At 61.1% G+C, this 20,302-nt stretch carries 13 protein-coding genes; 2 read left to right on the top strand and 11 right to left on the bottom strand.

All coding sequences use genetic code 11. The features are described from left to right. Window positions 1-10: 10 nt before the first annotated feature. A complete protein-coding gene (locus tag I6E74_RS13635; protein ID WP_197126644.1) occupies window positions 11-1,201 on the bottom strand; it encodes a substrate-binding domain-containing protein in 1,191 nt (396 codons plus the stop codon). A gap of 127 nt (window positions 1,202-1,328) precedes the next feature. Between I6E74_RS13635 and I6E74_RS13630 the strand changes: the two genes are divergently transcribed. Beyond that, window positions 1,329-2,525, top strand: a complete 1,197-nt coding sequence (locus I6E74_RS13630; RefSeq protein ID WP_197126642.1) for an acetyl-CoA C-acetyltransferase — start codon at window positions 1,329-1,331, stop codon at window positions 2,523-2,525. A gap of 138 nt (window positions 2,526-2,663) precedes the next feature. On the opposite strand, the gene I6E74_RS13625 is transcribed toward I6E74_RS13630, so the two are convergent. From I6E74_RS13625 to I6E74_RS13610, 4 genes are all read right to left on the bottom strand, one after another. Then, complete coding sequence (locus tag I6E74_RS13625; RefSeq protein WP_197126640.1) at window positions 2,664-3,992, bottom strand: RIP metalloprotease; 1,329 nt, start codon at window positions 3,990-3,992, stop codon at window positions 2,664-2,666. Window positions 3,993-4,081: 89 nt separating this feature from the next. After that, window positions 4,082-5,164, bottom strand: coding sequence for a 1-deoxy-D-xylulose-5-phosphate reductoisomerase (gene dxr / locus I6E74_RS13620; protein WP_197126639.1), 1,083 nt, complete (start codon window positions 5,162-5,164; stop codon window positions 4,082-4,084). A gap of 50 nt (window positions 5,165-5,214) precedes the next feature. Further along, window positions 5,215-6,201, bottom strand: coding sequence for an FKBP-type peptidyl-prolyl cis-trans isomerase (locus I6E74_RS13615; protein WP_197126638.1), 987 nt, complete (start codon window positions 6,199-6,201; stop codon window positions 5,215-5,217). Window positions 6,202-6,342: 141 nt separating this feature from the next. Beyond that, on the bottom strand, window positions 6,343-6,822 hold the full coding sequence (locus tag I6E74_RS13610; protein WP_197126637.1) for an OsmC family protein: 480 nt from the start codon (window positions 6,820-6,822) through the stop codon (window positions 6,343-6,345). A 169-nt stretch (window positions 6,823-6,991) separates the two neighbouring features. Between I6E74_RS13610 and I6E74_RS13605 the strand changes: the two genes are divergently transcribed. Then, window positions 6,992-7,975, top strand: a complete 984-nt coding sequence (locus tag I6E74_RS13605; protein ID WP_197126636.1) for an asparaginase — start codon at window positions 6,992-6,994, stop codon at window positions 7,973-7,975. A gap of 21 nt (window positions 7,976-7,996) precedes the next feature. On the opposite strand, the gene I6E74_RS13600 is transcribed toward I6E74_RS13605, so the two are convergent. The 6 genes from I6E74_RS13600 to I6E74_RS13575 form a co-directional block, all read right to left on the bottom strand. Next, window positions 7,997-9,202 carry a PotD/PotF family extracellular solute-binding protein gene (locus I6E74_RS13600; protein WP_197126635.1) on the bottom strand — a complete coding sequence of 402 codons (1,206 nt, stop codon included), beginning with the start codon at window positions 9,200-9,202 and terminating at the stop codon, window positions 7,997-7,999. A 233-nt stretch (window positions 9,203-9,435) separates the two neighbouring features. Beyond that, window positions 9,436-12,414, bottom strand: a complete 2,979-nt coding sequence (locus tag I6E74_RS13595) for an FtsK/SpoIIIE domain-containing protein (RefSeq protein WP_197126634.1) — start codon at window positions 12,412-12,414, stop codon at window positions 9,436-9,438. Between the two features lie 132 nt (window positions 12,415-12,546). Next, window positions 12,547-15,531: an FHA domain-containing protein gene (locus tag I6E74_RS13590; protein WP_197126627.1), complete on the bottom strand. Its 2,985-nt coding sequence runs from the start codon at window positions 15,529-15,531 to the stop codon at window positions 12,547-12,549. An 82-nt stretch (window positions 15,532-15,613) separates the two neighbouring features. Beyond that, the gene (locus tag I6E74_RS13585) at window positions 15,614-17,905 is read right to left on the bottom strand and encodes a transglutaminase domain-containing protein (RefSeq protein ID WP_197126620.1); all 2,292 of its coding nucleotides are present in this window, start codon (window positions 17,903-17,905) and stop codon (window positions 15,614-15,616) included. Next, window positions 17,902-19,332 (bottom strand): DUF58 domain-containing protein, encoded by a 1,431-nt coding sequence (locus I6E74_RS13580; RefSeq protein WP_307784485.1) that lies wholly within the window; start codon window positions 19,330-19,332, stop codon window positions 17,902-17,904. The genes I6E74_RS13585 and I6E74_RS13580 overlap by 4 nt, the downstream gene beginning before the upstream one ends. Next, entirely contained in the window at window positions 19,329-20,300 is a 972-nt protein-coding gene (locus tag I6E74_RS13575; RefSeq protein WP_197126618.1) for a MoxR family ATPase, read from the bottom strand. Before I6E74_RS13575 ends, I6E74_RS13580 begins: the two co-directional genes overlap by 4 nt. Window positions 20,301-20,302 lie beyond the last annotated feature (2 nt).

Genomic DNA, 20,302 nt, shown 5'->3' with positions numbered 1-20,302 from the left:
CTCTAGGTACTTACTCTGCGATGGGCGGGGTTACGGCGTCAGCATCAACGGCCGTGACGAGCTCAGGAATCCACGAGTCGCCATCGGCAACAAGCGACACCTGGAACATCGGCTGGATCATCGCGTGGTCTTCAGCACGAACCGTAATCGATCCCTTGACGGAATCGAAGGTCCAGCCTTCGAGCGCGGCGATCATAGCGTCGACATCGTCGCCACCTTCACGCACTGCCTGAACAACCATCTGAGCGGCAACGAAGCCGTCGGGCGAGAACAGGTCGGCCTGCTTGCCCTCTGCTTCGAGGTAGCTGACCATGGCGCTGTTGGCGTCATTGTCGGTTGCTCCTGCAAAGTAGTGGTTGAGGAAGCTGATCTGGTCGCTCGCGGCGCCGTAAGCGCCATAGGTCGAGATGTCACCAAGACCGGTTGCGACAGGAACGCTGTCGAACACGCCCTGCTGGCTGAGTGCCTCCCACATTGCCCCCGAGGTTGCTCCGGCCCACGCGACGAACACGAGGTCAGGCTGAGCATCAACGATCTGCTGCGCGAAAGGGGTGAACTCGGTGGCATCTTCGGGAACAAGCAGGCTCGTCACGTCAGCGCCCTGGCCTCCAAGAACAGCGGTTGCTGCCGCTACGTTGCCCTGACCGAAAGCGGTGTCCTGAGCGAAGACCAGAACGGACTGGCCTGCCGGGTCACCGATGAAGGTACCGGCGGTTGCGACGTCTTGGTAGCTCTGACGACCCGAGCGGAACGTGTAGTCGTTCACGCCAGTGATGCCGTCAGCCGCGGCCGGCCCTGAAATGTAGAGAACCTTGTTCTGCTCGGCTTGCTCAGCAAGCGCGAGTGCGATTCCCGACGAGACCGTGCCGATGATGATCTTCTGGCCTTGGCCAATCACATCTTTCGCTGCCGTGACGGCTTTGTCAGCGTCGCCAGCGTCATCCGTGATTTCGATGTTTAGCTCGCGACCATCGACGGTGCCTGTTCCGTCGGTGGCGTAATCGAGACCAGCGTCGAAGCCGGCGAGGTAGGCCTCACCGTAGGCCGCGAGGGGGCCAGTTTGGGAAGTGATGATGGAGATGTCGACGGGGGCGAGTTCATCGCCGCCAGTTCCGCCGTCAGTACTGGGGGCACAGCCCGCCAGTGTGAGTGCAACCGTCGCAATTAACGCCGGAGCGAGGTACTTTTTACTGACCCGCATGATGGGACCTTTCCTGCTGCCTTAGGAGGATTGTGATCTGAACCTGAGACCCGGTTCAGGTTTCATGTAGCCTATGGTTGCGCAACCGCGCTGTCAACAACGGCGCCCAAACAAAGGAGTTTGCACAGTGGCCAACACCCCCGCACCCAATGACGTAGTGATCCTCTCTGCGACACGCACCCCACAAGGGAAACTGCGCGGACAGCTCGCTTCGCTCACCGCCGTCGAGCTAGGTGCAATCGCACTTCGAGCCGCCGTTGAACGCTCCGGCGTGGATGTCGACGCCATCGATCAGGTGATCTTCGGACAAGTGATCCAGGCCGGCGCTGGCCAAAACCCCGCCCGCCAGACCTCCATCGCGGCAGGCCTCGCCTGGAAAACCCCGGCCGTCACCGTCAACAAGGTCTGCCTCTCCGGACTTGCCGCCATTGTGGATGCTGCGCGCCTCATCCGTCTCGGAGAAGCCAACGTGGTAGCTGCCGGCGGCCAAGAATCAATGACCAATGCCCCTCACGTACTCCCCGGTTCACGCCTGGGTTGGGCGTACGGAACCGTGTCAGCACTCGACACCGCAGCCCACGACGCCCTCACAGATGCCTTCGATGCTGAGTCGATGGGCGCAAGCACCGAACGCCACAACGGACGCCTCGAGATCGGTCGCACCGAACAGGACGAGATCGCTGCCGCCTCGCACCAGCGGGCAGCCGCCGCCATTGACGCCGGAGTATTTGCCGACGAGATCGTGCCGGTCACGATCCCCCAGCGCAAGGGCGACGACCTCGTTCTCGACACCGATGAGGGCGTTCGCGCCAACACCACGGTCGACACCCTTGCTGGGTTGCGGCCCGCCTTCGACCCCGAAGGCACCATCACTGCAGGCAACTCGTCGCCACTGAGCGACGGTGCTTCGGCCGTGATTCTGGCCAGCCGTTCGTGGGCCGAAGAGCACGATCTTCCGTGGCTTGCGGTGCTCGACCGCTCGGGTCACGTTGCCGGCCCCGATAACTCGTTGCACTCGCAGCCTGCTCGCGCGATCGCGGCAGCCCTCGATAACGCGGGTTGGACGGCCGACGACCTCGACTTCGCCGAAATTAACGAAGCCTTTGCCGCGGTAAGCCTGCGCTCAACGGCCGAGCTTGGGCTGAGCCACGACATCGTAAACATCCACGGCGGCGCTATTGCGATCGGCCACCCGGTCGGAGCATCCGGTGCTCGCCTCGTCGTTCATGCCGCGCACGAGCTGGCACGCCGCGGCTCAGGCCGCGCTGCCGTCGCTCTCTGTGGCGGTGGCGGTCAGGGCGACGCGCTGCTGCTCACGCGCTAAAGCTGCCTAGCTGTGGTCGCGTTCAGTCGAACGCGACCACAGCGCCAGCCAGAGCCTCTGACTTAGCTAATACAGCCCGCTTCGCTAGAACGGCCCGCTTCGCTAGAACGGCCCGCTTCGCTAGAACGGCCCGCTTCGCTAGAACGGCGAGATTGGCTTCACGATGTCTGCGTACACCAACAGCAGTGTCATGATGCCGAGGAGCACGACCACCACGAGGGTGAGCGGCACGAACTTGGCGGTGTCGAGCGGACCAGGATCGGGCTTGCCGAATAGTTTCGCGAAGAAGCGGCGCACACCTTCGAACAGCGCGCCCGCTACGTGCCCACCATCGAGCGGCAGCAGAGGCACGAGGTTGAAGACGAAGAGCGCAACGTTGAGCGATCCCACCAAACTGATGAGGTAAGCGGCACGGTCGGCAACGGTTGCCGCCTGCAAGCTCGTTGCCTCTCCGGCGATACGGCCGACGCCGACGAGTCCGATGGGACCGTTCGGGTCGCGTTCCTCCGGACCAAACGCGGCAATTACCACGTCGACCATGCGCTGCGGGAGAGTCAGGACGACTTTGGCCACAGCCACGATGTTGTCCCCTACAGCAGGCAATACAGCGGTCACGGGCTGCTGCACAGTCTCCGCCGCGGGGCCAATTCCCAAGAAGCCGTACTCCTCGGTCAGGGCTTCGCCGTCATCGTTCTCAGCGATCTGCCCGCTGTCGTCGTACACGTATCGTTCCGCGAGCAGAGGCTCAGCGGTGAGAGTGACTTCTTCCCCCGCACGCTCGACCACGATCGTGAGCTGATCCCCCGCGGCAGCACGAATGTGCTCAGTGATCTCATCCCAAGTTGCGATTGGCTCACCATCCATCGAGACGATGCGATCCTCGGGTTGGATGCCGGCAGCAAGAGCAGGGGCAACAGGGTCGCTGTCGGTGCACGCGTCGCGGTCAGCGGAAGCGGGGATCACACACTCCGAGACGCTACTGATCGTCGTCGATGCCTGAGCGGTGCCAAAGCCCATCAACAGAATCGCGAACATCACGATCGCAATGAGCAAGTTCATGAACGGACCACCGAGCATGATGATGATGCGCTTGAACACCGGGAGTTTGTAGAACGCCCGCGACTCATCGACATCGGTGAGCGTATCGGCACTGGACTCCCGGGCATCCTGCACAAGAGCTTGGAAAACACCCGTGGTGGCACTGCGTGAATTGTCGTGTGATTTGCCGGGTGGGAACATGCCCGCCATGGAGATATATCCGCCGAGTGGAATGGCCTTGAGACCGTACTCAGTCTCACCGCGCTTGCGGGAGAAAAGAGTCGGGCCGAACCCGATCATGTACTGACTCACGCGCACGCCGAAGAGCTTCGCCGGCACCAAATGACCAATTTCATGCAGGCCAATAGAGATAGCAAGCCCAACCACAAGAATCAGGACACCAAGAATGTACAAGAGCACGTTTTCCACTCGCTAAGAATAGTCACGAGCACCGACGCTCGCCTGTACTCGTGCTGTGGAAGCCCCAGAACTGCCCCAGATTGGGGGCGAATCCCACGCTAGGAGCGGGTCGCTACAACGGCATCCGCCGTGCGTCGCGCCCATGACTCGGCATCCGATAGCGCATCGAGAGTGAGCTCGGTCGCCTCGTGGCTCTGCACAACTTGCTCAACGACGTCCAAAATATCAAGGTAGCCAATGGCACCAGCGTGGAATGCAAGCACCGCCTGCTCGTTGGCGGCGTTGAACACAGCCGGGAACGTGAGACCGGCGGCGCCAACGGCTTTGGCCATTTCCACAGCGGGGAACACCTCGTTATCGAGAGGTTCGAAGCTCCACGTGCTCGCCTTCGTCCAATCGAGCGGCGCTCCGACGCCGGCAACCCGCTCTGGCCAAGCCAAGCCGAGAGAGATCGGCAAACGCATGTCGGGAGGACTCGCCTGAGCAATCGTCGAACCATCGACGAACTCCACCATCGAATGCACGATGGACTGCGGATGCACAGTGACCGCAATGCGGTCATACGGCACCCCGAACAACAGATGCGCCTCGATTACTTCGAGACCCTTGTTCACAAGAGTCGATGAATTCGTCGTCACCACGAGGCCCATGTCCCACGTGGGATGCGCGAGTGCTTCACGCGGCGTCACGGTGTGGAGCGACTCCCGCGTGCGACCACGGAACGGACCGCCGGATGCCGTCAGCACCAGGCGTCGCACTTCCGAGTGTTCGCCGGAACGCAACGCTTGGGCTATCGCCGAGTGTTCCGAATCAACCGGAACGATTTGGCCGGGCTTCGCTCGCGACATGACGAGCTCACCGCCGACGATGAGACTCTCTTTGTTGGCGAGGGCGAGCATGGCGCCGGACTCGAGGGCCGCGAGCGTTGGCCCGAGGCCTACAGAACCGGTGATTCCATTAACGACGACATCGGCAGGGACATCCCGGACCAGCTGGGCGGCCTGCTCAGCGCCGAAAGCAATGTGCTGCACGCCAAAGCGTGCCGCCTGTTCTTCTACGAGAGTGCGGTTGCTGCCTGCCGCCAGACCGACGACCTCGAATCGATCACGGTTTGCCTCGATAACTTCGAGGGTTTGCGTGCCGATCGAGCCCGTCGATCCGAGCAGAATTATCTTGCGCATCCCGCTACTTTAGTTGGCTCGCACAAATGTGCGTCAACGCTAGGGCTAAATTAGCCGATGCCGAGGATGTCAACGACGAACACGATGGTGTCGGTGCCAGAAATTCCCGCGCTTTCGCTGCCTGCTTCGCCATAGCCTTCGCTTGGCGGAAGAACGGCAATGATCTGCGAGCCGACCTGCTGACCCTCAAGAGCGGTCTTGAACCCACTAACGACTTGGCCAGTGTTGAACGTCGACGGTTCTCCGCGAGCCCAGCTTTCGTCAAAGATTTCGCCGGTGGTCCAGTTCATACCCACGTAGTGAACAACAACATCCGAGTTCTCTTCGATAGTCTCGCCGTCGCCCTGCTTCAGCACAGCAACTTCGAGCTCCGTGGGAGCGTCAGCGTCGGGGATGGTGATTGTGGGGCGACCGTCATCGTCGAGTTCGACAGTCGGGAAGCCTTCTACTGCAGGCTGGTCTTCACCATCGGCACGCGGAAGGGCAGGCTCAGCGGGCTCGTCGACGGAAATGACATCAACAACGAAAACGATGTCGTCATCTGCGCCGACTCCGAGCGATTCGCGGCTCTCATCGTCGGCGAATGATTCCTCGGGAGGAATAACACCGACAACGCGTGTGCCTGCCGTGGAGCACTCGATGGTCTTAACGATTCCGACCAAGAACTGCTCAGCGTCCACGGGGAACGGGGTGAGGCCAGTTTCGTCGTACGTCGTGGAGGAAAGTTCCTCTCCGGTCGCACCGCTGTACAACGAGAACTGAACATTCGCGGTGGAAGCTTCGACCGCCATCAGGTCACCGTCGCCGGCGATAGCAACCGTGCGCTCAGTTTCTGAAACGTCGGTCGGGAAGTCGATAGTGACCTCCGGCTTTACGCCAAAGTCGCCGCTGACTTCAACCGCGTCCGAAGCGGAACCGGATGACGTCGGAACACAGTCGCCGGCGGCGCTCTCACTCGTGGTTGTATCAGCGGGCGAACACGCCGCAAGCGACGCCACAACGCCGATGGTCAACAAAAATGGAATCGCTTTACGCACAAGAACCCTTCACAACACGAACACGGAGCACCAATCCTGCCCCACCGCGGCTGTACAAAGCGTGTGGAATCGCCGCCGAAACCTCGACAGCTCTCGCTGTAACCGCTATGACGCTCCCGCAGCAAGCAGGTGAAGGCGCGATTACTCGGCCTCAGCCTCCACAATGATGCGGGGTTGGTGCAAAACAGGAAAGTTTACGGAGGAGGCGATGAAGCACTTCTGGCTGGCCTCAGCGTGAGCATCCATGGCGTCTTCCACACTGCCGGCCGCAATCGTGACCACCGGTCGCAGCGTGACCGACGTGAAGTGCCCGCCACCGTTATCCGTCTGCTTCATCGTGCCGGAAACTTCGTCGTGATACGCCGTGACGATAATGCCTCGGCTCACAGCCACATGCAGATAGCTCAACATGTGGCACTGGCTGAGCGCCGCGATGAGCAGCTCTTCAGGATTCCAGCGATCTGCCGAGCCGTGAAAGACGCGGGCGCTCGAACCGTCAATGGGATGCTTGCCCACGGCAGTGATGTCGTTGTGGCGCGAGTACCCGCGGTAGCTAGTGGTGCCGTCGCCCAGATTGCCCGACCATTCCACGCGCACTTCAAAGTTGTGGTCGATGTTCATAGGGACCTCCTTGGCCTGCTAGACAAGCCAGCCTTGGCGATCACACCGCGTGATCGGGCAAACTTCTCTCGTGATCACGCTAGCGGTCAACGCTGGGAGTGAGCGACACTGTTCCCCATCCTGAAGACTGCGGTGCCCACATGCGCTTTGGCGGCGATAACGTAGGAGAGTGAATTCCCCCTCGGCCTCCCCCGCAACCGCTCTCACCGTCAACGACACCGTTCAGCTTGCTGTCCTTGAACGCTCGGGGATGATCGAGTCACGCCACTTGGGCGCCGCGGTGGTGCTCTCCCCCGACGGCACTGAGCTACGCCGCCTCGGCAACCCCGACGCGCTCATCTATCCGCGTTCGACGCTCAAGCCCATGCAGGCGATCACTGTGCTTCGTGCGGGAGTTACCCTCACCGACGAACAGCTCGTGCTCGCGAGCGCCAGCCACACCGGCAGCCAACGTCACCAAGATGTCGTGGCTTCGACCCTGGCCACGTACGGCCTTACCGAAGACGACCTCCGCTGCCCGCCCGACTGGCCAGCCGACTCCGAAACCCGACGCGCCTCCGACGCTCCTCGTCGCCTCGCCATGAACTGTTCAGGCAAGCACGCGAGCTTCTTGGCGGCCTGCGTCGTGAATGAGTGGCCGCTGGAAAGTTACCTCGAGCACGGGCATCCGCTGCAGGAACGCATCCGACAGACCGTAGTCGAGTTCACGGGCGCACCGCTTGCTCATGAGGGAATGGATGGATGCGGGGCTCCCGTCTTTGCCATGAGCCTTGTCTCACTCGCCACCGCCATTCAGCGCGTGGTTACCGCCACGGAAGAAACCGATCCTCACGCCGCTGCCCTCGTAGACGCTATTCGGGCCAACGCGTGGGGCCTCGACATGCCCCAAGTGGCCGAAGCAATGGACACGCTCGGGATTATCGCGAAGCGAGGGGCTGAGGGTGTGCTCATTGCGACAGCCCCCGACGGCACCACGGTGACCCTCAAGATTCTTGACGGATCGATCCGCCCGCTGCTTCCCGTCGGGCTCTCGCTGTTAGCCGAAGCTGGCGCGCTCGATGCGGATGCCGTCGCTGGTGTACTGAAAGCCACGACCGAGCAGGTGCTTGGCCGTGGACTCCCCGTCGGCGAACTCCGTTTCGAGCTCGCCTAAAGTTCTCCGCGAACTCGCGCGCTAGCCCTTGCCTGTTATGCGGCGGAACTCAGCATTGAATGACTGATCGTCGGTAGTGCTGAGCGTGCGGAAAGTGCGCGCTCGCGACATTGCCGTCGCGTTCGGGAAAGTGAACTGATTCGACGCCAGCTTGGGGAAGTTCTCAATGGCGTACTCAAGGGTTCCGTCGACGGGACTCACGCAGTGAATCCACTCCACAACTTCAGTCGCCACCGCAGGGTCGTAGTAGAAGTTCATGAGCTTTTCGGCGCTCGCTTTGTGTTGAGCACCGGCAGGAATCACAAGCGAGTCAGTGAAGAATGTTCCGCCTGAGCCTGGGAGCAAGAACTTGAATTTCTCGTAACCAGCTTGCGCGTTAAGAACGACAACGTCTCCAGCACGAGCGAACCCAGCGATGGCTTCGCCCGACTTGAGCTTCTCTAGGTAATCACTACCGTAAACACCAAGAATGTGCTTCGACGTCAAGTGCTCTTCGAGCACGGCGCTTGCCTTCTTGTATTCCTCGATACCCCAGTCTTCCTCGGCAATATCGATGCCCTGAGCAAGCAGCAGCATGCCCATGGTGTGGCGCATTTCTGCGAGAACGACAACTTTGCCCTTGAGCTCCTCGTTCCAGAGCTGATCGACCGAGAGCACTCCGCGAGGGTACTCTTCAGCGTTCCACGCCAGTCCGATAAAGCCACTTTGCCAGGGCAGCGAGTAGCTGCGATCGGGGTCAAAGTCTGGACTCGCAAGCGACTCGGTGAGATTGGCTTTGTTGGGGATGTTGGCGGCATCCATTTCTTGGGCGTACCCGAAACGGATGAGTCGTGCGGCCATCCAGTCACTGACACAGATAATATCTACACCAGTCGGCTCGCCCAATGAGAGCTGATCTTTCATCGTAAGGTAGAAACCAACGTTGTCTTCAATGACAGCCTTGTACTCGACCTCGACCCCGGACTCCTCATAGAACGCTTTGAGCGTGGGAGAGCCTCCGCTGAGGTCTTCGTCGATGTACGACGGCCAGCTTGCCCAGACAAGCTTGTTGTCGCTGTCGGAAATATCATTCGCATCTGACCCATCCGGCGCAGCACATGCTGCGAGAGCGAGCGCGGACGCGCCAAGCCCCGCTCCTTGCAGCAGTCGCCTGCGGCTGAGTTGAGATTGCTTCGCCTGCAGCATTAGCTGCTGGATCGCAGGATCCTGCGGAAGTGGTCTCGTCACTGTTTCTCCTTCGCCCCCACCAGTTACCCCGATGGTAGTGAGCGCGGTCTTCTTTGTTATAGCCCCAGTTAGGAGGGGCCTTGCGGGTCCGTTGCAATAATTCCATGTTTCCGCGGTAATTTCGCCCAATAATTGTGCCCAATTCGGGTACCGCCGTGTTTCGTGCACGCCCGCAAGAATTGCTGTTCCCGTTGAGGTCGAGAACCCGCGCCTGCGGCGTCTCAGCAAGTGGCCTAGCACTGTGGGGCCCCACCGTCGCTGTGGGCGCTGTGGGGCAGCCGCACGCGTTGCGTTGGCCCCGTGTCGGTGAGACACCAGTATTCGCCTGAGCCGGCCGTCAGTGGCGGCGGGAGCTCGCGAGTGCGGGCAAGCTGGCGGTAGTCGCTGAGGCTGCAGCCATCGAGCACGATCGTGGCGTGATGCCGCAACGCCGCCAGCGCACCCCAGCGTGATTGCCACTCATCAACGGATCCGATCAAAGCAATGGGAGAACGTGACGCTGCAGGGCGGACCAAGAGCTCCTGTTCGCTCCCTGGCGACCCCTCGACATAGCGAATCTCCCATCCAGCGGCCGCGTATGCAGTCGCAGTGGCCGACGGGCGACTGCTCGCGACGATGACGTGGTCGCTGCGCGAGAGGGTCGTTGACGAGCTTCGTTCTGCAACCGGAAGGTACTGGCCGCTCTGCGCGACTTGGACTCTCTTTCCCCGCCAGAGACCTCCCCCTGACGGCAGGGACGGGAGGTATTCATCAGTAGCGCCACCCGAGAGGATGAACTCTTGCCGACTACTGAATCGGAGACGAAGAATGCTCGGCATGAGTTGTGACAGCGACTGCAACGGCGATGTGATTCGTTGGGCACTAGCAATAGCCCAGATGCCGTTCGCAGGCCCCTCCCTCAGCACACGAGTGAGCCGTTCAACGACGACCGCGCGGTATTCATCATCGAAGCGAGCCAGCACAGCATCGATGTCGTCGATCACGACGTGGGTCGGAGATGACGGATGCGCTGCTTCAGCGCTGTAGTCGAGCTGACCGTGTAATCCGGCGAGAGTATCCCAGAAGGCGGCGGGCTCAGCACTCATCACGACCACGGCTGCCGTGCTGACGTGGGCAAGGCTGGTGAGTGCCGTTGTCTTTCCGCTACCAGATGCCCCTAACAGCAGCAGGGGTCCGTCTGTTTTCGGAACCCAAACAGCCCGACCGTGGCGTTGAAGCTCAGGCAGGTCGGTCAGCCCAAAGTGAAGAGTGTCGGTGTCTGCCTCACCCGGCGACTCACGGCCTTCTTTCTCCGCCGTCGCCTGCAGCACTGAAGCGAGAGGGATGTGCTCGCTCAGTGGTTCGCACCAGGGCCGTCTGGGTGGAGCGGCGATCGGCCAGCGCTCCGCTACCTCGTGAATATCGCGGGGCGAGACGAGCGCGAACTGAACGAGCTCCGCTGAAGACGAGCCATGAGCCACCCACGCGCGACCCTTTGCTTCGGCGGGCAGTTCTGCGGCGCGATCGCTGCCGATGACGGCAGAACTGTCGGCACCGTTGTTGACGCGGAGAGAAATCCGCAAATCCGCATTGGCGAGAAGCGCATCGCGTACGACTCCGGATGGTCGTTGCGTGCACAGGATGAGGTGCACTCCCAGCGAACGTCCGCGCGCCGCAATGTCGCTGAAGAGCACATGGAGTTGGGGGTACTCGGCCATCATGGCCGCAAACTCGTCAACCACGATGACGAGGCGCGGCACGCTCGCAAGTTCCGAAATATCACGCACGCCCGCCCGGGCGAGAGCACGCTCTCGGTACCGCAGCTCGGCGCTAAGGCTAGAGAACGCCCGTGCGGCAGCGGTCTCGTCGAGATCGGTAATTATTCCCACGGTGTGGGGCAGTTCTGTCAGAGCGGTGAAGGCGGAGCCACCTTTGAAATCGACGAGCAAAAAAGTGACGTCTTCTGGAGATACTTCGGCGGCCATTGCAAGCACCCACGCAATGAGTAATTCGCTCTTTCCACTGCCTGTGGTACCGCCCACAATGGCGTGGGGGCCGTTGACGACAAGATCGATGGTGAGCTCCCCCGACGCCGCGACAGCGGGGCGAGCGGCTAGCGATCGACGACTATCGGGGCGCGAGGCGAGCATCGAAACGGGACGTTTTTCGAGTTCGGCAAAGGCAAAGGAATCGGGAAGGGCGTCCTGCCCCGAAGCCAGTCCATCGCGGGCCGCGATATCGTGGGCCGCTCGCACCCAGACCAACGCTTGCTCTCTGCCGAGGAACGACGGCTCAAAGTCGCGGCGTTGATGGCGGTCAGGATGCCGCACCACGGCCACACTCGCAGCGTTCGTGCGGATCACAATGCGATGCCCGCTCGGCACCTGTTTTTCTTCCGAGACGATCGTGATGGAGACACGGGGGCTGGGATCGCCAAGTGCTCCCCACTGCACGCTCGCGATCTCACCGCTCGCACTGGCTGCATCCACAACCCGCCCCGGCGCCCCGCTCGATCGCAGCAGGCGGTGGGGCAGGCGTTCTCCCCAAATTTCTGTTGCAAACACGCCCGTGAGCCGCACCCAGCTTGAGGTGGGCGCGAGCGTGCGAGCGAGTTGAATCGCCAGTGAGCGCGCGAGTGACAAAGCCATGAGGTTGTTACCGAATAGTGCGATGCCGAGACGGGCATTAACTGCGATGGGCGCCCGACTCAAATGTTCGGCTTGCTCGGTCAGGCTGCGGTAAGTCTCGTCAACATCCTGCGACACGGAATCGTGCGAGGCGGTGCGATCGATTGCGATGCTGCTGCGGACGCTGCCGTAGCCGAGATGGAGAGGAAGAACATTGTCGGGTTCGCGCATCCACTTCGACGCGTCGGTGAGAACGTCATTGACCAACATGATGGACGAGGGAGTTTTCTCCGCCAGTTCAACGAGTTCGCGGCGATGGTAGGCCTGAATCTCTTTCGTCGTGATCGCGGCATCCGCCGCGAAGCGCGACCGCTCGGCGCGCACTGTTTTGCGCGCGGTTACTCGCGAATCGATGTAGCTTCCGGTCGCGGCCAAAGGCCCCAGAGCCGCAAAGATGAGCGCAAACGTCGAGCCAGTAATCAACCAGATCGCCACCGAGGCGACCACCGGCACTGTGGCGGCGATAAGCGGAAATCGAAAAGGAGTTGGTGCTTGCGGCGGAGCGGGCAGGAAGATGCGCGCGTCGGGGGTTCGGGATTCGGTCACATCCCTACTCCAGCAGGGCTGGCTCGCGCTGCGTTGAGCGCACTCACGTCGGTGGAGAGCGCCACTCAGCGTGCGCTGTGTAGGGGTGGATGCGGCAATCACAACGCGCTGAACATCGGATGCCGCAGACCACTAGCTCACTATGAAGAACTGTTCCCCAATTTCAACTCGCGTTCCGCGGACGACGCGATACCTCTTCCCAGGCTCGCAGCGCTTGGGCTCGCCGCCTGGTTCGCGCACGATCGATCCGTTACCGGAATACCGGTCGCTGATCCAGAACACTCCACTCATCTGCCCAAACTCCAAGTGAGTCTTGGACACTGATTTACTGGGGTCAGTGATCGGCACGATGATGTCGAACTTTTCTGAGGGTTCCGGGATCGGGTTACGACCGACGAGGCCGTTTCCGGTCACGATCACGCTGTCCCCTGTGCTGAATTGGAGCACAAACCGGGTTCCAGTGACGCTGCGCTCCACGATGCGCGTATCTTCGATGTCTTCGTCATCAGCACCAACGGTTGCCAGTGGAACCGGCGGTGAGATGGGAAGTTCAACACGTTGGTGAGACTTCGGCGGCGGCGCAAGCACAGAGAATGGCTTCGAGCCTGTGGAGAGCGCGGCAGCGGCCTCACCAGCGTCGTCATGCTCGGTCTCAGGCTCAAGATCCGGCGCTGCTACCAGATCGGGCGCTGCTGAATACTGCGGCTCTGGTTCGAGCAACGGCTCCGGTTCGGTCATGATTTCGGGAGCGTCAGGCTCGGCTGCTTCAGCAGAGAAGTACTCATCGGTAACGACGACATGCTCAGCACCCGGGTCTTCTATCGGCTCTGATGGCGCTGGCGATTCTGATGCGGCCGGTGTTGCTTCTTCGATCGCCGCAGGCATCTCCGACTCCACGTTCACGTCGTTCGGAGCTTCATCGTTCGCCGTGGATTCTGCCGACGATTCGGCGGTGGAGACGATTGGAGCCTCATCGGCTGCAGGGGCACCGTCGTCAATCGCATCCGACACAGCGCGTGTGCCTTCGTCGGCGGCAGAGGTTTCATGCACGATGGCGGCGCGTGCGGGGGCTGCGACGCGAGCACCCGGGCCTACGCCATGGCGTACAAAGCCACAGGAACCGCAGAAGATATCGGATTCAGCCAACACTGTGCCGCACTGCTGGCACGTCTCGATGGCTGAGTCAGTCGGTTCGGCTGGCTGCCCGGCTTCGCCACCCTTAAGTTGTGTTTCGACGGCCGCTACCACCGCAGCAACTTCATTACGCGGTTGGGTGCCGTGATCGCCGGCGGCGTGGGATTCCGCTCCTGACGCTGTTGCAACTGATTCTTCCGGCGCCGCCATAGTTTCGGGAGCTGGCTGGCCATCGACACGTTCGGAGGCGACCGGAGCGAAGGCAGATGCACGCAAGCGGTCTGCGGTCGTGAAGAGTGGTTCTTCTCCGAGTCGGCGCACGGGTTTCACCCGCAGTGACGCTGGCTCCTCGTCGACGATATCTGGCCGTCCCAACTTGCTCAGATCGGGCTCAAAAGCCGACCGTGAGAGCGGTGCTGGCTCTACGAGGGGCTCAGGTTCCGGTTCCGGTTCGGGTTCCGGTTCGAGTTCCGGCTCCGGCTCCGGCTCCGGCTCCGGTTCGGGTTCCGGCTCCGACTCGTGCTCAGGCTCAACTAGTGCCTCGACGTCTGACTCCGGCGCAGTGTCTGGCTCAGAATCGCCATTCATAGCAGCAACGTTCTCTATTTCAGAATCTGCGACAGTTTCAGGCTCTTCGAACTCGGGCGCGACATTGGGGGTCTTTGCCGTCGTCACGTCTTCAGCATCAGCATCAGCATCAGCATCAGGCTGAGACTCCAGGTGGGCCGGGGACTCGTCCGTGGCTTCGGCGAGAGCTTCGTCGGTCTGTTCGGATTCGAGTTCAACTGGTGTCGCAGTCGCAAGCTCGACGGGAGCTTCGGGCTCGTCAACGGCCGCATTAGCATCAGACTCGTGAGCGTCGATGGCGGAGTTAGTATCCCCAGCATCCGCATCTACATTCGGCTCAACGACTTCGTGCACTGCTACCTCTGGCGCGCGCACAATCTCGACCTCATCAACTGCGAGCGAGAAGAACTCCGCACCGTTCGAAAGCGGAATGGATTCTTCTAGGGTCGGTGCTGGCATACCCCGCCAGCTCTCGTTCGTTTCGCCAAGCGGCTCTTCGGTCGCGGCATCAGCGCCAGCAACACCTTCACCGTCAGCGCTGAGCGTTACCGCGGGCTCGGGCTCGTCCGTAGCGGCGACGGGCTCAACCTCGTCGGCTACCGCACGCTCGGTGTCGTCGGCTGCCGCAGGCTCAGGCTCAGGCTCAGGCTCAGGCTCAGGCTCGGGCTCCATTGCAGGCTCAGCTTCCGCTTCGAAGGCCGGGGCGATCTCCGGCCCAGTGGCAGACACAGCCAGAAGGTTCTGGTCGAAAGTAAGAAGCGCGGGATTCGCGACCTCGTCGTAAGGACCGTCTTCGTCAAATGGAAGCACCTCGTCGTACGGGCCATCTTCGTCAAACGGAAGAGGGTGATCCTGTTCCTCAGCATCGACAGCCGACGCCGCATCGTTGGGGATCTCAGAAGCAGCGATATCAGCGACGCCCGACTCCTCCGTCTCCGCCTCGCTCGCAGCCTCAGAATCGGCACGAACTACATCAGCGGCAGCTGACAACACCAGCGGTTCACCCAATCGCAGCGTGCGGGCGCCATCTGCCAGCACATCCGGTGTCGACTCGAGGGCGTCACGAAGTGCTGCAGGAAGCTCCGCATCATCCGTGGGAATCTCAGCAACGGGCGCGGCCTCGAGAAGACTCTCGGCACGCTCAGGATCCCGCTCCGTTGGCGTGGAAGCAGGAGCATCCACAACGTCGGATGTCGCGACCGGGTTCTGCACAGCCGCCACCTCTTCAGCATGCTCGTGAGCGGTTGTGGTCACGGCCGAAGCGGACGCACTCGCAGTCGCGGCAGAGCCACGATTGCGGCGGCGACGCAAATTGTCCGGTGCTTCGTCGCTGACGCGGTCTGAACGCTCAGTGGCGACGGCGGCAGCAGGAGCTGCACCATTTGCGGCAGCACCCCTGCGGGCGCGACGAGACATCGCAGGCCGCCCACACTCAGCACAGTAGACGGCATCGGCGGGCAGTTGCGTCGCGCAGAAAGAGCAATTCACGGGTAGTCCTCTATCGCTTAAACAGACTTGTGACACTATAACCACCGAGCGATCGCAGCGATATTTTGGTCTTGAACCGCGCCCAGCGCGACAGTCCAGTATTGAGTTGAGTTTCCAGTTCCGTCACGTTCGTCCAGAACGCATCGGCTTCAACAGTTTCCGGTTCAGCACCGGAGAAAATGGCACGGTCAGCGTGCTCAGCGAGTGTGCGAGCATCCGGAGTCGCCATTACAGCAGCAACTTCTGTTCGCGTTCCCGAAAGGGGCGGTGAATAGCCGTGGTCGATCAGCGAATCTTCGAATTCCTGCCATCCACCACTGATCTGTTCCACCGTCGAGTCGGCGCGCTTGCGCAGCTGTCGACGGCGCACCTTGGCCGCAATAATGAGTAGGAACGGCGCCGCGAGTACCACGAGCACCAACAGCGACCAGCCCGCAACGCGCAACACTGCAAGAACCGCCTGGAGTACGGGGTCGAGGTCAGGCTGCAGCGCTTGCTCACTGTCAGGATTCGACTGACCGTTGGTCGTGTCCGACTCGATTTCGGGCGGCAGAACCACAGTTTGGGGTCGCGCAACCTGCGCGATATCGTCGGGATTCTCTTCCGGGATTTCCCGCAGCGGCGGGTTGGGGTCGATCGTCACCCATCCATACTCTGCGGTGTTTACTTCGATCCATGCAGAGACATCGTCGCCTCGAATTTGAGGATCTGAGGTGATGAATCCGAGAACCACGCGGGTCGGGAAGCCCAATTCATTCGCCATCATGGACGCCGCAACCGCATACTGCTCACCATCGCCAATCATGCGGGGCGCTGTGAACAGTTCTGCGATGCGATCAGCAGAGTGGCCGGACCGGCTGACGGGCTCGTCAACGCCAACCCCGTGGCTGATGTAGCCGTCGGCGGCGAGCCCATCGAGCATCGCCACGAGGCGCTCCCCCGGCGTCGTGACGCCGCGAACGTATTGGTCGAGTCGCTCAGTGAGCTCCTCTGGGGAGTCTTGAACGGGCGGAACCTCTGCGAGACCGGGAGTGAGAGCACTGAGCTCTTCGGCACTCGGCTGCACAGGAATAACGCCCTCAAAGGTGTAGGTATCGCCACTTTCAAGACCGCCAACGACGGCGGCTGTCCCGGATATTTTGTTGTAGTAGAAAGAATCGCGAAGATCCACTGCGCGCGACCCCGAAAAGTCGACTTGCTCGAACAGTCCGACAGTGGGGAGCCAGACACCCTCATAGCCGGCAATCGTGATGGTCATGTCGACTTGATCACCGTCAACTTCAGACTGGTCAAAACGAGATGGCACACGAGAGAACGAACCTGATGCGCTCGACACGAGTCCACTACCGACCGCATACACAACACCGTTGTAGCTATCGAGTGTCGCGAGTCTCACTCGGGTACCCAGTGGAACCCCTGAAACTTCAAATAACACAGAGTTCGCGGTACTCGGCTGCCAGTAGCGACGGAATCCGGAAAGCGGGCTCACATAGTCGCGGGGATCGAATGGTTCCACAATCGCCGTCCGCAGCACTGCTCGATTGTTAGTCGGTGGAGCGAGGTTCACCGCCACCAGCGCGACTCCCGAGGCAATAGCCAAAATGACCACAGCACTGATCATGGTGCGCACACCCGCGAACCCAAACTCGCGTTTGCGTCGCGCAACTCCGGGCGCGTCCATTGCCGCTTCAAGCGCGTTGACGGTGTCTCGACGCCGGCGCCACCGGAACCACACCATGGCGAGCGCAATCACAATCAGAAGGGCGAGAGCGAGAGGAACGGGCTGGTCGGGGTAGGTCGGGCCCAACGCGATCGCCATCACAAAAATGACGATCGACGGCACGACAGACAACTCTGCGACCGCCGTGCGGAATGCGATGCTCAGCGAAATCACGGTGCCGAAGAAGACGAGGACGAGAGCAGGAACGAGAAGAGCTTGATAGTTTCCGACCGGCAGCGAGATGGTCAGCAACTGTTTCCAGCCGAGCGCGACGCCAAGCACAAGGTCGCTCAGACCTTCCAGCGTCGGAACTACTCCCCATTGCGTCTCTGATGGGACAGCCACAGGAACGCCGATGACCACGAACATGATTACTGCGACTATCGACGTTGTCAGGAATGACCAGCGGCGCCAGAGCGAAGCAAGCGCGACTATCGAGCCTGCAAGGACTCCGGCAACGATCAAGATGGTGAGATCTGTCGTGCGATAGATCGGCCAGAGCGCTGCCGAAGCGAGCGCGACTGTAAGCCAGAGCAGAGCTCCGGAGACGACAACGAAAGATCGAGTAACAGGGGCGGTCATGCACCCGCCGATCTCGCGAGGGCTCTCTTCAGCTCTTCAAGATACCCAATGGTGAGCACGCTGAGGCCAGAAACCCGTCGGAGCCCCGGGACCGCTTCTGGGTCGCACACGATCGCTACCACTTCGACATTCGTCGCAAACTTGGTGGACGCCGCCCGCAACTGCTGCGAAGTCACAGTCGACCCACAAATCAGGAACGCAACAGAAACTCCACTGGTCTGTTCGGAGGTGACGCGCGCGACATCGATGAGGCGTAGTGCCGTGTTGGCACGCTGAACGCGCGTGAGGTCATCCAGCAAACGGGTTCCGGTGAGCGTCGATAGCGCCCGCACTGCAAAAACCTTTCGCTTCGCAAACTGGGGTGTTTGCTCACTCGCCACGACTGTTACAGTGCGGGCATCACGAATCGCCTGAGCACCGAGCGAACCGGCAACGCTCACCGCCATTTCGAACTCGTAATCATTCGCATAGTCGGTGGTAGCCAAGCTCAACGCAATCACGAGGTGGCTTCGTCGTGTCTCTTCAAACTGGCGCACCATGTAGCGGCCGGTGCGAGCAGTGGTCTTCCAATGGATGTTGCGTCGCTCGTCACCACGCACGTACTCCCGCAGCGCGTGAAACGAAATGTCGTTGTTCGCGAGGTCCTTGGTGGGGTTGCCTTCCAAGTCGCGAATAAGCCCCGTGCTCACACTCGGGATGCTGATGGTGCGCGGATGCACGAAAACTTCGGCAGACTCAGTCCACACCAACTCGCGGCGCACGAGTCCCACCGGGTCAGCACGCACGGTGCGCACGGGCCCGACCGTGACTACTCCACGTCGATGAGTGGGGATCGGAAATTCGTGTGTCGCCGCAGCGCCAGGACGCAGACTCGGCAACACCGCTTCAGCATAGGTCGCTGCGATAGGAATCTCTGCAACAACACCGAGGCTCCGCCGCTTACCCTCGTTCTCGCCTCGCACCTCACCACTTGCGTTCTCTCCAACGACAACGCGATGGTGGCCGACATGCAGACTGATCGTCAGCTGGCTGCGCCCAAAGAGATAAATCGCGGCCATTAGCGCAATCGCAGCGAGGGCGAACCCTACGACGACTAGTTCTTGCCATGCGATCGTGTACCCCACGATGAGCGTGACCGGCACGAGCAGAAGAACTACCCAGCCAACCGGGGTGACCACGGCCGTGATGCGCTTGGCGTACCGGGAGAAAGTAGCTCGCGCGAGCACCGCAAACCGTACAAGCCCGACAATCAGGTCAGCAAGAAACCCCGTGCGGTAGCCAACAATTCGTGTTCGCGCGTTGTCTAGACCGCGAATAGCGGTGGGAAAGTCCGCATCCGAGCGCGACTTTTCACCGCTCGGACTCGATTGTTCCGGCGCGGTGAATTGTGGCTGCCCTTTCGCCGAGCGGTTGAGAATTGAACTCACACGGCTTGCCGTTCTGTGGGCGGTGGGTTCTCGATCAGGATCTGAGCGATCACGCTTGAGGCAGTCACTCCCTCGAATTCGGCCTCGGCATCGATCACGAGACGATGAGCGAGAACTGATTCGGCAAGAGCCTTGACGTCATCCGGCACGACATAGTGACGACCATTGGATGCTGCGAGCGTCTTAGCTGCCCGGATCAGCGCCAACGCACCGCGCACACTCACACCAAGTCGCACTTCGGCAGCACTACGGGTCGCTTCGACCAGACGGCTTACGTAGTCGTTGATGGTTGGATCAACGTGCACGGTGCGTGCGAGTTGCGCCATTTCGACAACAAGTTCCGCGCTCACGACGGGCTCGATCGCGGTCGAGTGTGCAGCAACGCCGGCGCCATCCAAGATGCGCAGTGTGGACGCACGATCGGGGTAGCCGATGGAAGCCTTCATCAAGAAACGGTCAAGCTGAGCTTCGGGCAAGCGGTATGTTCCGGCCTGCTCGATGGGGTTCTGGGTGGCGATCACCATGAACGGGGCGCCGACAGGGTGCGTGACTCCGTCGACGGTGACTTGCCCCTCTTCCATGACTTCGAGAAGGGCTGCCTGAGTTTTGGGGCTCGCCCGGTTGATCTCATCCGCGAGAACGATGTTGGAAAAAATAGGTCCAGCGTGAAACTCGAACTCGTTATCGCGCTGATCAAAAATGCTGACACCCGTGATGTCACCCGGCAGAAGGTCGGGCGTGAACTGGATACGGTTTGTCGTTCCCGAGACACTCTGTGCGATGGCGCGAGCGAAGGAGGTCTTTCCCGTTCCCGGGTAGTCCTCAAGGAGTAGGTGTCCTTCGCTCAGTAGGGCGGTGAAGCCGAGTCGCACTACAAACGTCTTTCCGAGGAGAACTTGTTCGACGTTCGTGACGAGTCGGTTGAAGCTTTCCGCGAACCATGCGGCTTCGTCGGGAGTCATGGTCATAG

Source organism: Salinibacterium sp. SWN139, from assembly GCF_015864625.1.
GTDB lineage: Bacteria > Actinomycetota > Actinomycetes > Actinomycetales > Microbacteriaceae > Rhodoglobus.
Note: the sequence above shows the minus strand (reverse complement) of the source record. Positions and strands in the feature narration are given on the sequence as shown.